The 12,591-nt window shown below is 62.6% G+C and carries 11 protein-coding genes; 6 read left to right on the top strand and 5 right to left on the bottom strand.

The annotated features are described in order from the left end of the window. Window positions 1-63 precede the first annotated feature (63 nt). Window positions 64-831 (bottom strand): DODA-type extradiol aromatic ring-opening family dioxygenase, encoded by a 768-nt coding sequence (locus tag H0I86_RS21550; protein WP_180922120.1) that lies wholly within the window; start codon window positions 829-831, stop codon window positions 64-66. A gap of 101 nt (window positions 832-932) precedes the next feature. Between H0I86_RS21550 and H0I86_RS21545 the strand changes: the two genes are divergently transcribed. Then, a complete protein-coding gene (locus H0I86_RS21545) occupies window positions 933-1,589 on the top strand; it encodes a thiopurine S-methyltransferase (RefSeq protein WP_180922119.1) in 657 nt (218 codons plus the stop codon). Between the two features lie 66 nt (window positions 1,590-1,655). Here H0I86_RS21545 and htpX read toward each other — a convergent pair whose 3' ends face one another. Beyond that, entirely contained in the window at window positions 1,656-2,546 is an 891-nt protein-coding gene (gene htpX, locus H0I86_RS21540) for a protease HtpX (protein ID WP_007931437.1), read from the bottom strand. Window positions 2,547-2,848: 302 nt separating this feature from the next. Next, window positions 2,849-4,060, bottom strand: coding sequence for a pyridoxal phosphate-dependent aminotransferase (locus tag H0I86_RS21535; RefSeq protein WP_009050115.1), 1,212 nt, complete (start codon window positions 4,058-4,060; stop codon window positions 2,849-2,851). Window positions 4,061-4,284: 224 nt separating this feature from the next. On the opposite strand from H0I86_RS21535, the gene msrB reads away from it, so the two are divergent. The 3 genes from msrB to H0I86_RS21520 all read left to right on the top strand — a co-directional run bounded on the left by msrB (window position 4,285) and on the right by H0I86_RS21520 (window position 5,733). Further along, window positions 4,285-4,677 (top strand): peptide-methionine (R)-S-oxide reductase MsrB, encoded by a 393-nt coding sequence (gene msrB, locus H0I86_RS21530; RefSeq protein WP_180922118.1) that lies wholly within the window; start codon window positions 4,285-4,287, stop codon window positions 4,675-4,677. A gap of 112 nt (window positions 4,678-4,789) precedes the next feature. Beyond that, window positions 4,790-5,275, top strand: coding sequence for a glutathione peroxidase (locus H0I86_RS21525; RefSeq protein WP_009050113.1), 486 nt, complete (start codon window positions 4,790-4,792; stop codon window positions 5,273-5,275). Then, entirely contained in the window at window positions 5,272-5,733 is a 462-nt protein-coding gene (locus H0I86_RS21520; protein ID WP_180922117.1) for a MarR family winged helix-turn-helix transcriptional regulator, read from the top strand. The genes H0I86_RS21525 and H0I86_RS21520 overlap by 4 nt, the downstream gene beginning before the upstream one ends. Here H0I86_RS21520 and H0I86_RS21515 read toward each other — a convergent pair. After that, the gene (locus tag H0I86_RS21515) at window positions 5,717-8,038 is read right to left on the bottom strand and encodes a hybrid sensor histidine kinase/response regulator (RefSeq protein WP_180922116.1); all 2,322 of its coding nucleotides are present in this window, start codon (window positions 8,036-8,038) and stop codon (window positions 5,717-5,719) included. The two genes, H0I86_RS21520 and H0I86_RS21515, sit on opposite strands and share 17 nt — an antisense overlap. 164 nt (window positions 8,039-8,202) lie before the next feature. Here H0I86_RS21515 and H0I86_RS21510 point away from each other — a divergent pair, with 164 nt between their 5' ends. Both H0I86_RS21510 and msrC read left to right on the top strand, forming a co-directional pair. Continuing rightward, complete coding sequence (locus tag H0I86_RS21510) at window positions 8,203-9,093, top strand: ATP-binding protein (protein WP_023966250.1); 891 nt, start codon at window positions 8,203-8,205, stop codon at window positions 9,091-9,093. Then, complete coding sequence (gene msrC, locus H0I86_RS21505) at window positions 9,090-9,572, top strand: free L-methionine (R)-S-oxide reductase MsrC (protein ID WP_007931444.1); 483 nt, start codon at window positions 9,090-9,092, stop codon at window positions 9,570-9,572. The genes H0I86_RS21510 and msrC overlap by 4 nt, the downstream gene beginning before the upstream one ends. A gap of 6 nt (window positions 9,573-9,578) precedes the next feature. On the opposite strand, the gene H0I86_RS21500 is transcribed toward msrC, so the two are convergent. Then, the gene (locus H0I86_RS21500) at window positions 9,579-12,527 is read right to left on the bottom strand and encodes an HD domain-containing phosphohydrolase (RefSeq protein ID WP_180922115.1); all 2,949 of its coding nucleotides are present in this window, start codon (window positions 12,525-12,527) and stop codon (window positions 9,579-9,581) included. Between the last annotated feature and the right edge of the window lie 64 nt (window positions 12,528-12,591).

Genomic DNA, 12,591 nt, shown 5'->3' with positions numbered 1-12,591 from the left:
GGATTTTTTTGCCTGGTGTTTGGACCTGCTGTCGCTCGCCATGCGTCAGGCCTGGCAGCGGCATCAACCGAAACGATAGATATCCATGCCCAGCGCGCCCATGGTGAAACCTTGATGGGCGATGCTGAAGTCGCCGCCGGCGCCTCTGGCGAAATACAGCGGCAGCAGGTGTTCGTCGCTGGGGTGGCTGCGCACCGCATTGGGTGCCTGGCGACGGTAATCGTGCAGCGCGGCTTCATCGTTGGCGGCGAGTTTCTCGATCATCCAGTCGCGAAAAGCCTTGGCCCAGGGCTCGACGCTTTCCGGGCCGGCGTGCCAGTCCAGTTCGCGCAGATTGTGGGTAATGCTACCCGAGCCGATCAATAGCACCCCTTGTTGCCGCAGGCTGGACAGGGCATGGCCGACCTGAGTCTGCAAGGCCGGACCCATTCGGCTGGGCAGGGAAACCTGGACCACCGGAATGTCCGCCTGTGGGTACATCAGAGACAGCGGCACCCAGACCCCATGGTCGAACGGGCGCTGGTCGTCGAGCTGCGCCGGCAGGCCGTCGGCCCTGAGCAGCTGCGCCACCTGTTCCGCGAGCTCAGGCTGGCCGGGAGCCGGGTATTGCACGGCGAACAGCGCCGCGGGGAAACCACCGAAGTCATGCCAGGTTTGCGGTTGGGGGTTGCTGCTGACCCGCAGGTTCTGGCTTTCCCAGTGGGCCGACACCACCACTATAGCCTTGGGGTGCGGCAGCTCGGCGGCCAGGCGGACAAGGGCCGGGCCGCTGGCGCCGGGTTCCAGGGCAAGCATCGGCGATCCGTGGGAGATGAACAGGCTAGGGAGCATGAATGAGGTCCTGAGCGTTAAGATGCACCATCTTCAATCAGATCATTGATCTAAATCTAATATAAGTTTTTGTGGTTTTTGATCGAATTTCAGGGTGATTTATGCAGCCGGAGTTTTGGCACAAACGGTGGGAGCAGAATCAGATCGGCTTCCATTTGTCCGAGGTTAATCCTTATCTGCAGCGCTACTGGCCTCAGCTGGGGCTGGCGCCGGGTTCGCGGGTGCTGGTGCCGCTGTGCGGCAAGAGCCTGGACCTGAGCTGGCTGGCCAGCCAGGGGCATCAGGTGCTGGGTATCGAGTTGTCGGAGAAGGCCATCCAGGACTTTTTCAGCGAACAGCAGTTGCAGCCGCAGGTCAGCCTTCGAGGTGGATTCAAGGTCTATGAGTACGGCCCGATCCAGCTCTGGTGTGGCGACTTTTTTGCCCTGCAGGCTACGGATGTCGCCGACTGCCAGGCGTTGTACGACCGTGCGGCGCTGATCGCCTTGCCGCCGGAGATGCGCGAGCGGTATGCGGTGCATCTGCAGTCCATCCTGGCCCAGGGCTGCCAAGGGCTGCTGATCGCCCTGGATTACGACCAGGCGCTGATGGCGGGGCCGCCTTTCGCGGTGCTCGATGACGAGGCCAAGGCCTTGCTCGGTAAGCGCTGGCAGCTGCGGGTCGAGGAGGAGCGGGACATCCTTGGCGAGAGCTGGAAGTTTCTCCAGGGTGGCGTGACCCGCCTCGAAGAGCGGGTCTATCGCTTGCTAGCACGCTGAGTTCCGGTTTTCCACGGGCAATAAAAAAGGGCGACCTGGGTCGCCCTTTTTTGTGTTGCGCCAGCGTTATCCGCGACGACGACTCAGTGCGTCGATACGCTCTTCCAGCGGCGGGTGGCTCATGAACATGCGAGCCAGGCCTTGTTTGAGGCCACCGTTGATGCCGAAGGCATTCAGGGTGTCGGGCATGTGCACCGGCAGGCCCTGTTCCGAGCGCAGGCGTTGCAGGGCGCCGATCATTGCCGCGGTACCGGCCAGTTGCGCACCGGCTTCGTCGGCACGGAATTCGCGCTTGCGCGAGAACCACATGACGATGGCGCTGGCCAGGATGCCCAGGACCAGTTCGGCGAAGATGGTCGCGATGTAGTAGGCGATACCCTGGCCTTCTTCGTTCTTGAAAATCACCTTGTCGACGAAGTTGCCGATGATGCGCGCGAAGAACATCACGAAGGTGTTCACCACGCCCTGGATCAGCGCCAGGGTGACCATGTCGCCGTTGGCCACGTGACCGATCTCGTGGGCCAGCACGGCTTTCACTTCATCGGGCGAAAAGCGCTCGAGCAGGCCCTGGCTCACCGCGACCAGCGCGTCGTTCTTGTTCCAGCCGGTGGCAAAGGCGTTGGCCTCGTAGGCCGGGAAAATACCGACTTCGGGCATCTTGATCCCGGCTTCGCGGGACAGTTGCTCGACGGTTTGCAGCAGCCATTGTTCATGACGAGTACGAGGCTGGGTAATGATCTGGGTGCTGGTGCTCATTTTCGCCATCCACTTGGAGATGAACAGCGAGAACAGGGAACCGGCGAAACCAAAGACCGCACAGAAAACCAGCAGCTGATTGAGGTTGAGATCAACCCCATTGGCCGCCATGAACCCGTTGAAGCCGAAAAGGCTCAGGGTGATGCTGGCAATCAGCACGACCGCCAGGTTAGTGGCCAAGAACAGCAGGATGCGCATCATGGTTGTAGAAATCTCCTCATGCTAAAGATGTAGCGTTCTGCGGGGTATATAAGGTGCGGCACCAGCCTATTCAACCGGGTGACTATTTCAAACTGTGTCCTGCAGGCTGATTTTAGACGCTTGCATGAGCTTTCTGTCGCAGGTGGGGAAGGCACCGGAAGCTGACCAGCGCTTCAGAGGCGTGTTACCACTGGGCACGAGGTGCAAGGCAAAGATACAGAAGGGTAGGCGCAGCAGGGAGTACAGAAGTGTTGCTGAATTAATCGCAGTGCGACCCGGGGCGGTCGCACTGCGTTGCAAGCTTACTGGCGATACGACTTGAGGAAGCTGCCGATACGGCCGATCGCCTGTTCCAGGTCATCGACCCGCGGCAGGGTCACGACACGGAAGTGGTCCGGCCATGGCCAGTTGAAGGCGGTGCCCTGAACCACCAGCAGTTTCTCCGAGAGCAGCAGGTCCAGGACGAACTTCTCGTCGTTGTGGATCGGGCAGACTTTCGGGTCGATTTTCGGGAAGGCGTACAGCGCGCCCATGGGCTTGACGCAACTGACGCCGGGGATGTCGTTGAGCAGTTCCCAGGTGCGGTTGCGCTGTTCCAGCAGGCGGCCCGGCGGCAGCACCAGGTCGTTGATGCTCTGATAGCCGCCCAGCGCCGTTTGGATGGCGTGCTGGCTCGGCACGTTGGCGCACAGGCGCATGTTGGCCAGCATGTCGATGCCTTCGATGTAGCTCTGGGCGTGGTGCTTGGGACCGGAAATGGCCACCCAGCCGGAACGGAAACCGGCCACCCGGTAGGACTTGGACAGGCCGTTGAAGGTCAGGCACAGCAGGTCCGGCGCCAGGGAGGCGGTGCAGACGTGCACGGCGTCATCGTAGAGGATCTTGTCGTAGATCTCGTCGGAGAACACCACCAGGTTGTGCTGGCGCGCCAGTTCGAGCATCTCCAGCAACACTTCCTTGGGGTACACCGCGCCGGTTGGGTTGTTCGGGTTGATGATCACCAGGGCCTTGGTGTTCGGGGTGATCTTGGCCTTGATGTCGGCGATGTCCGGCCACCAATTGGCCTGCTCGTCGCACAGGTAGTGCACCGGGTTGCCGCCGGCCAGGCTCACGGCCGCGGTCCACAGCGGGTAGTCCGGAGCCGGTACCAGCACTTCGTCACCGTTGTTGAGCAGGGCCTGCATGGCCATGACGATCAGTTCGGAAACGCCGTTGCCCAGGTAGATGTCTTCGATGCCGACGCCTTCCACCTGCTTTTGCTGGTAGTACTGCATGACCGCCTTGCGGGCGCTGAACAGGCCCTTGGAGTCGCTGTAGCCCTGTGCGGTCGGCAGGTTGCGGATCACGTCCTGGAGGATTTCGTCCGGCGCTTCGAAACCAAAAGGCGCCGGGTTGCCGATGTTCAGCTTGAGGATGCGATGGCCTTCCTCTTCCAGGCGTTTGGCGTGCTTGAGCACTGGGCCGCGAATGTCATAACAGACGTTGGCGAGCTTGTTCGATTTGCTGACCTGCATGGCGATGTGTTCCCGAAAATGAACGATCCAGACGGTGAGTGAGCTACCGTACTGGGAATCCTGCGTTTGCACACAGGCCTGAAGCCTGGGTTCGCGGCGGCAAAATCCGTTTGAACCCGTGTAACACGGCTGCCAGACTGGCGTCTAACGAGGCGCAATCATACGTGCCGCCCGATCCGTGGAAAAGATACAGATCGGGCTTTTTCAGTTGCAGAGGAAGGACCATGGAAAAGCTGGAAAAACCCCTTGAAGAATGGCGTGCCATGCTCGATCCAGAGCAGTACAACGTCTGTCGCCTCAAAGGCACCGAGCGGCCGTTCTCGGGCAAGTACAACGCCACCAAGACCGACGGTGTGTATCACTGCATCTGCTGCAATGCGCCGCTGTTCGACTCCAAGGCCAAATTCGACTCCGGTTGCGGCTGGCCGAGCTTCTACGAGCCGATCGGCGAGAGCGCCATGGTCGAGATCCGTGACCTGAGCCACGGCATGATCCGTACCGAAGTGGTCTGCGCCAAATGCGATGCACACCTGGGGCATGTATTTCCGGACGGCCCGCCGCCGACCGGCCTGCGCTACTGCATCAACTCGGTGTGCCTGGACCTGGTTCCACGCTGATCGTAGTGGGCGCCCAAGGCGATTTTTCGGAATCGCTTTCCGGCTAATTAAATTGCATGCAATTTAATTGAGCGCTATTTTTATCGCACCTTTCGTTTCTGGAGTCCGCGCCATGAGTGACACATTGCTGAACATTCCGTGCACCACCATCAAGGGCGAGCAAAAGACCCTGGCCGACTTCGCCGGCAAGGCCGTGCTGGTGGTCAACACCGCGAGCAAGTGCGGTTTCACCCCGCAGTACAAGGGGCTGGAAGAACTGTGGCAGACCTACAAGGACCGGGGCCTGGTGGTGCTGGGCTTTCCCTGCAACCAGTTCGGCAAGCAGGAGCCGGGCAACGAAGGGGCGATTTCCGAGTTCTGCGAGCTGAACTACGGCGTCAGCTTTCCGCTGTTCAAGAAGATCGACGTCAATGGCGCCGAGGCGCACCCGCTGTTCGTGCAGTTGAAAAAACGCGCGCCGGGGGTATTGGGTTCCCAGGGCATCAAGTGGAACTTCACCAAGTTCCTGATCGGCAAGGACGGCGCGCTGGTCAAGCGTTTCGCCCCGGCCACCAAGCCCCAGGACCTGACCCGCGAGATCGAAGCCCTGCTCCAATGACCGACCTGTCCGCCGATTCGCTGAAACTCGACAGCCAGCTGTGCTTCAAGCTGTACGCCGCCTCGCGGGCCGTGGTGCGGGGCTACAAGCCGATGCTCGACCAGTTGGGCCTGACCTACCCGCAGTACCTGGTGATGCTTGTGCTCTGGGAATGGCAGACCATGCCGCCAGAGCTGCCGACGGTCAAGGCGCTGGGGGAACGCCTGGCGCTGGATTCCGGGACCCTGACGCCGCTGCTCAAGCGCCTTGAACAGCTGCAACTGGTGCAGCGCCAGCGTTCGTCCCGCGACGAGCGCGAGGTGCACCTGAGCCTGAGCGAGGCCGGCCTGGCCCTGCGCGATCAGGTGCCGCCGCTCAAGGCCGCGTTGTTATGCGACAGCGGTGTCGATCTCGACAGCCTGAGCGAGTTGCGCAATGGCCTGGACCGTCTGCTGGCCCAGGTCAAAGCGCTGTCGTAGTCGGCACCCAGAGGTCCAGCAGGGCAATCAGCTCTTCACGGCGGAAGGGTTTGGCCAGGTAGTCGCTCATGCCCGCGGCCCGGCAGCGCTCGCGTTCTTCGGGCATGGCGTTGGCGGTCAGGGCGACGATCGGCAGGTCCGGCCAGCGGCCGCTGCGGCGGATCTGCCGGCTGGCCTCGTAGCCATCCATCACCGGCATGTTGCAGTCCATCAGCACCAGGTCGAAATGCTGGTGCTCCAGCACGTCCAGGGCTTCGGCGCCCTGGGAGGCGACCGTCACTTCGCAACCGAGCTTGCTCAGCATGCCTTTGGCCACCAGCTGGTTCACCGGGTTGTCTTCCACCAAGAGGATGAAGGCCCGGCGCAGGGGCGCCAGGGTTTCCAACTGGGTTTCATTGATCACCGCGGTTTCGGCCAACAGGGCCCGGCGCAGAGTCTGATACAGGGCGTTGCGCGCCAATGGCCGCGCCTGTTGCTGCAACGGCGCCAGGGCGCTGGCTTCTTCGCTGGGCAGGAAACTGCCGTAGGCGGTGACCAGCAGAATCGGCGCGCTGATGCTCGGGCGCAGGCCGAACAGGCATTCCGGGCAGTCGGTGATCAACAGATCCGGCTTCTGCCCGAGCAGTGACTCATCGAGATCGCAGCGCCGATATTCCAACCCCCAGAACGGCAACTGCACGCTCAACAGTTCGGCCAGGCCGCTGCCTTCGGAGGTAATGGCCAGGACCTGGCCGTGCAGTGGCTGTGGTGGGCTGGCCGGTGTGTGGCAGGGCAGCGGCAGGTCGGCACAGAACTGGCTGCCAAAACCCACTTCCGAGCTGATGCTCAGGCGCCCCTGCATGGCTTCGCAGAGGTTGTAGGTCAGTGCCAGGCCCAGGCCGGTGCCGCCGTATTGCCGGGTGATCCCGGCGCCGGCCTGGGTGTAGGGCTGGAAGATCTTCACCTGGGCCTCGCGGGCGATGCCGATGCCGGTGTCGCAGACTTCGATCCTGACCCCGTCTTCGAGCGTACGCAGGCGCACATCGACACGGCCGAAGCGGGTGAACTTGAGGGCGTTGGACAGCAGGTTGCTGACGATCTGCCGCACGCGCGTGGGGTCGCCGAGCACCAGCGCCGGGAACTCCGGCTCGATCAGGCAGGCCAGCTCGACGCTCGGCGCGGCGTTCTGCGACAGCAGGTTGGCGGTGTCCTCCACCAGCACCCCGAGGTCGAATGGGATGCGTTCCAGCTCCAGCTGGCCGGCGTCGAACTTGGACATATCGAGGATATCGTTGAGCAGCTCCACCAGCACTTTGCCGGAGTCGTGGGCGATCGACAGTTGCTGGCGTTGTTCGGCGTTCAGCGGGCTGTCCAGCGACAAGGCGATCATGCCCAGCAAGCCATTGAGCGGAGTGCGGATTTCATGGCTCATGTTGGCCAGGAAAGCGGCACGCGCCTGGGCCATGTCGAGGGCAGTGCTACGGGCGATTTCCAGCTCTTCGTTGGACTGGCTCAGCCGGTCGTTGATCGCCTTGAGCTCGGTGGTGCGCGCCGAGACGATGTTTTCCAACTGCCCGAGGTAGTCGGTCAGGCGGTTTTCGGCGTTGCGCCGTTGCTGGATCTCGGTGGCCATGTTGTCGAACTGCTGGTTGGCGACCTTGACCAGCACGCCGATCTCGTCCTGTTCGTGGCTGGGGGGGAAGTCCAGCCGCGTCTGGTCGGGGTTGCGCGGATCGCGGCCGCTGAGTTCGCGAATGACGCCGACCAGGGGTTTGGTCAGCATCACGTAGAACAGCGCCAGAAGCAGCCCGGTGAGGATCAGGCTGCGCACGAAACCGTTGATCAGGGTGATTTCCGCACGGCGCAGGAAGCGGCTGCCGAACGAGTAGGTGTCGACTTCCAGGTGCAGGACACCGAGGGATTCCGAGGGCAGGTGATCGAGGTACAGGCGGTCCTGGAACTCGCGTTTGGCGCCGAACAGGAAGTCGCTGAGCATCCGGTAGGGGCTTTGCTGGGCCGGCCGGGTGACGTTGGCCAGCAAGGTGTCGTTGTTGTCGATCAGCCGGGCGCGGATGATCGCCGGCGAGCGCAGCAGGCCGAGCGTCAGCTCCTGGGCGAGTTCGGAGTCGATGTTGTAGGCGATACGCGAGGCCGGATTGTGGCTGATTTCCAGCAGGGCGTTGATTTCCCGGTTGATGGAGGCATCTTCGCTGGCATAATCGATGCCGATTTGCAGCAGACTGAGCGCCGTCCCCAGGACAAGCCCGACCAGCACAGTGAGCCTGGCTTGCTTGTAAGACAGGCGGTTGGTGAACTTGATGTCCATGGGGTGTTGAACCAATTTCCGTTTCCCTTCGCTGGGCAAGCATAGCTGATCGTCAGTGTGTGCCGGCAGGGCCCGGCGCCGTTCGCCTGCGGTAGACCCGGCCGGCGGAAGGTCGTTTCGTCTGCGCGCCACATCATTACTGGGAACCTGCCCGAGGAGAAGTCGTGGAATCTCGATTGAATGCTTTTCTTGAGCGCGCCGACGCGGTTCTGGCGCGTATCGAGCCGCTGTTGCCCGCGCCGCGACAAGCCATCGACTGGAGCCAATGCCTGGCCGCGCGCTGGCAGCGTGAAGGCCGCAGCGGTTTTCTGCTGCCGCTGGAGGTCAGCCTGGACATGCGCTTGTCCGACCTGATCGGGGTCGACAACCAGCGTGACCAGTTGGGGCGCAATACCCGGCAGTTTCTCGATGGCTTGCCGGCCAACCACGCCTTGCTGTGGGGCTCGCGCGGCACCGGTAAATCGTCGCTGGTCCGCGCACTGCTGGCCGAGCATGCCCAACATGGCCTGCGCCTGATCGAAATCGAGCGCGATCACCTGGCCGACCTGCCGCGGGTGGTGGAGCAACTGGTCAAGCTGCCGCAGCGTTTCGTGCTGTTCTGCGATGACCTGTCGTTCGAGTCGGGCGAGGGCGACTACCGGGTACTCAAGAGCGTACTCGACGGCTCGTTGGAGCAGGCCCCGGACAACGTGCTGCTGTACGCCACCTCCAACCGCCGGCACCTGGTGCCGGAGAAGGAAAGCGACAACGAGAACTGGAAGCGTGTCGATGGCGAGCTGCACCCGAGTGAGGCAGTGGAAGACAAGATTGCCTTGTCGGACCGCTTCGGCCTGTGGCTGTCGTTCTATCCCTTCACCCAGGAGCACTACCTGAACGTGGTCGAGCACTGGATCGGCGAGTTGGGAAGCAAGGCCGGCCTGCAATGGCAGCGTGACGAAGCCCTGGACATCCTCGCCGTGCGCTGGGCCACCGGCCGGGGCAATCGCAATGGTCGCTGCGCGTATCAGTTCGCGCGCTACTGGGTAGGTTTGCAGTTGTTGGAGCAAAAAGCATGATCGATCTGCAGAACACCGGCAAAGGCCTGGACGGCTATGCCTTGCTGTGCGCCCAGCTGGAGTCGTTGCTGGCCGACGAGCGCGATTTCATCGCCAACGCCGCGCAGTTCTCGGCGTTTCTGTTCAACCAGCTGGACGACTTGAACTGGGCCGGGTTCTACCTCAATCGCAACGAGGAACTGGTGCTCGGCCCGTTCCAGGGCCAGATCGCCTGTGTGCGCATTCCCTTCGGGCGTGGCGTGTGCGGTGCGGCCGCGGCGAGCCTGCAGACCCAGAGGGTCGAGGATGTGCACGCGTTCCCCGGGCATATCGCCTGCGACAGCGCTTCCAACAGTGAGCTGGTGGTGCCCCTGGTCAAGGATGGACGGCTGATCGGCGTGCTGGACCTGGACAGCCCGAAAATCGCCCGTTTCACCCTCGAGGATCAGGCCGGTATCGAGCGTCTGGCGGCGATCTTCCTGCGCCTGACCGACTGCTGAACCCCGTCAGACCCTGAGCCCGGCCTTGCCCAGCACGCCCTCGGGGTCTACCCCATCGATCTGCTGCGGTTCCATGAAACGGTCGGCGTACTGCTGGTAGATTCCGGTCTGGATGAACAGCTCGAACAGCTGCGGATCGATATGGGCATCACGGCACATGGTCGCCATGATGCCCAGCGCTTCGCTCAGGGTCTTGCCCTTCTTGTAAGGGCGATCCGCCGCCGTCAGCGCTTCGAAGATATCGGCGATCGCCATCATCCGCGCCGGCAGGCTCATCTGCTCCCGTTTCAGCTGCTTGGGATAACCGGTGCCATCCATTTTCTCGTGATGGCCGCCGGCGATCTCGGTGACGGTGTTCAAGTGGCTGGGGAAGGGCAGGTGGCTGAGCATCAGGATGGTCTGCACCATGTGATGATTGATCACGTAGCGCTCTTCACGGGTCAGGGTGCCTTTGCCTATTTTCAGGTTGTACAGCTCGCCGCGGTTGTACTTGTAGGGCGGCACATCGAGCTTGAAGCCCCAGGGATTGTCCGCTGGTATCAGTTCGGCGGGGTTGCGCTCGATCAGATGCTCGGGCTTGTCGGCCAGCAGTTGTTCGGTGACCGGCAGGGTCGCCGCCGGGGTGCGTTGCTGGCGGCGGTTTTCTTCCCAGGACACACCCAGGCGATCGTCCAGGGTGCGGCTCCAGGTGCGCCGGGCAATCCTTTCCAGCCGTTGCAGATCGGCCTCGGCCATGGCTTCGCTACCGAGGTTGCAGCGGGCGATAAAGGCAAAGTCGTCGTCCAGCTCCGCCAGGCCGGCATCGCGGATCGCCACCAGCGAAGCCTCATCGCCACCCTGGGCGCGAGCCTGCCAGTAGTCGATCCAGAGATCGCGCTTGAGCACCTCGAAGCGAGTGCGGATCTCGTGGATGCGGTCGTTCAGGGTTTCCAGCTTGGTGGCCTTGTCCACCACGTATTCGGGGGTTGTGACCTTGCCGCAATCGTGCAGCCAGGCCGCGATATGCAGCGCCTCCCATTCGTCCTCGGTGGGTTGGTAGGCGCTGAACGCCGGTTGCTGGCTGGCCGCGGCGGCCTGGGCCAGCATCAGGGTCAGCGCCGGCACCCGCTGGCAATGCCCGCCGGTGTACGGGCTCTTGGCATCGATCGCCCCGGCCAGTAGCTGGATGAAGGCGTCGAGCAATTGCTTTTGCCGGTTCTGCAGGCGCTGGCTGTCGATGCTGACCGCCGCGGCGCCGGAGACCGCCTGCAGGAAAGCGATGCGGTCCGGGCGTAGCTTTTCCAGGTCGGCTTCCTGGCCGCTGTCGGCCAACAGCAGGACAAGGATGCCGACGGTTTCGTTGTGACGATTGTGCAGGCGGATACCGATCAGATGGACGCTGGGGCAGTTCATGGCCAGCAGCACGCTTTGCAGGTCGGCCGCCTGCTCGAACCCCAGGGTCGTGACTACGTTCTCGCTGTTCGCCAGTTGCCGCAGCCACACCGGGCTTGCGTCGTGCTGGGCGTCCTGGCTCTGTATGTCGAACGCCTGCAGGTCCTGGACATTGCCGGCGATGATCAGGCCATGGGGCTCCAGGCTCATGCCTTGGTTTTCCCGCAGGTAGATCAGCCCGGCCTGGGCCTGGCCGATCTTCATGGTTTCAAACAGCACCCGTTGCAGCAGCGGGTCGAAGCGGGTTTCCGCGGAAAGGCTGGCGGTGATTTCAAAAAAGCTGGCCAGGGTGTCTTTCATGCGAGCCATCGACACGCTCAACTGGTCGACTTCCAGCACCGGCGAGCGGCGGGTCAGTGGGTAGTTGAAGTCGAAGCTGCGGACGGCGTCGGCTTCCTGCACCAGGGCACGCAACGGCCTGACCAGCACTCGTGAGGTCAGCCAGCCGAGCGGCAGGCACAGCAGCAGAATGCTCAGGGTGATCAGCGCGCCTTGCCAGCGCATGCGATAGGCGTCCGCCAGCAACTCGTCCTCGGGCACCAGCAGCGCCAGTTGCAAGCCACGGGGCCCACCTTCCTGCAGATGACGGCTGGCCACTATCCACTGGCGATCCTTGAGTCGCAGGTGATTGCCCTGGGCCTTGCCCTGCAACAGCGCATCGAGGGCCGGGTTCAGGTCGTTGGCGCGGATCAGCCGGGCGCTCTGTTCTTCGACGATCAGGCGACGGCTGTCCGGATAAGCCACGGCATGGCCATTGCCATCCACCAGGGCGATTTCGGTGCTGGGCGTGACCCGATGCTTGGCCAGGGTGGCCGAGAGCTGTTCCAGGGTCAGGTCGGCGCCCATCACCGCGTTATGGCCGCTGCGGCGGGCGAGGGTGGTACCGACGTTGCGCGTGGAGAAAAAGACGTACGGCTCGGTGGTGATCTGATCGGTGTCGTCCTTGGCGTTGGCAAACCAGTTACGGCTGCTCGGGTCGTAGGCTTCCTGGGAATTGTCCCGGCGGCTGACCAGGGCGAGGTCGGTGTCGTAGAACAGCGACTGTGAATGCAGTTGCCCGGTATGGCGGTCGCGCTCGATGCTCCAGACTTCATAGGCCGCGGGTTCGGGGGCCTGGCGGGCCTCCTTCAAGGCCTGGCTGCGCAGGGGCCGGACCATGAAAAAATCCCCGTCGGCATAACCCACATAGAGAGAAGCCAACTCGGGATTGTCCTTGAGCGATTGGCTGAAAGGCCCGAGCAGCGCCAGGCGTTGCCCCAGGTCGGTGGCCTGGACGGCCGGATTGCCCACCAGCAGGCTGAGCAGATGGCGAATCGGTTCGTAGGTCGCTTTCAGGTCCAGCTGCACGTCCTGTTCGATGCGCTGGAACAGTTTTTCGCTGCTGGAAAGGATGATGCGGGTGGTTTGCTGGTAATTGAAAACGCCCAGCACCACGCCGGTCAGCAGAAGCAGGCAAGTGAACATCACGCTGATATGCACATGGAGAGGAAATCGGCGTTTATCGAACGACAGCGTGCTCGGCATTACAGCTCTCTCCAGGGGGCGCGTGATGCGCAACTCAACGTTTCAGCATAGTTAAGGCAGGTGC

Source organism: Pseudomonas chlororaphis subsp. aurantiaca, assembly GCF_013466605.1.
GTDB classification, from domain to species: Bacteria; Pseudomonadota; Gammaproteobacteria; order Pseudomonadales; family Pseudomonadaceae; genus Aquipseudomonas; species Aquipseudomonas chlororaphis_I.
The sequence above is the reverse complement of the archived record's forward strand: the minus strand, read 5'-3'. Positions and strand labels throughout refer to the sequence as shown.

Coding starts and splice junctions, on each gene's coding strand:
- H0I86_RS21535 (WP_009050115.1), bottom strand. CDS start 4,060: ATGCAGGTCAGCAAATCGAACAAGCTCGCCAACGTCTGTTATGACATT.
- H0I86_RS21500 (WP_180922115.1), bottom strand. CDS start 12,527: ATGCCGAGCACGCTGTCGTTCGATAAACGCCGATTTCCTCTCCATGTG.
- H0I86_RS21520 (WP_180922117.1), top strand. CDS start 5,272: ATGACCGACCTGTCCGCCGATTCGCTGAAACTCGACAGCCAGCTGTGC.
- H0I86_RS21525 (WP_009050113.1), top strand. CDS start 4,790: ATGAGTGACACATTGCTGAACATTCCGTGCACCACCATCAAGGGCGAG.
- H0I86_RS21550 (WP_180922120.1), bottom strand. CDS start 831: ATGCTCCCTAGCCTGTTCATCTCCCACGGATCGCCGATGCTTGCCCTG.
- H0I86_RS21515 (WP_180922116.1), bottom strand. CDS start 8,038: ATGGACATCAAGTTCACCAACCGCCTGTCTTACAAGCAAGCCAGGCTC.
- H0I86_RS21545 (WP_180922119.1), top strand. CDS start 933: ATGCAGCCGGAGTTTTGGCACAAACGGTGGGAGCAGAATCAGATCGGC.
- msrC (WP_007931444.1), top strand. CDS start 9,090: ATGATCGATCTGCAGAACACCGGCAAAGGCCTGGACGGCTATGCCTTG.
- htpX (WP_007931437.1), bottom strand. CDS start 2,546: ATGATGCGCATCCTGCTGTTCTTGGCCACTAACCTGGCGGTCGTGCTG.
- msrB (WP_180922118.1), top strand. CDS start 4,285: ATGGAAAAGCTGGAAAAACCCCTTGAAGAATGGCGTGCCATGCTCGAT.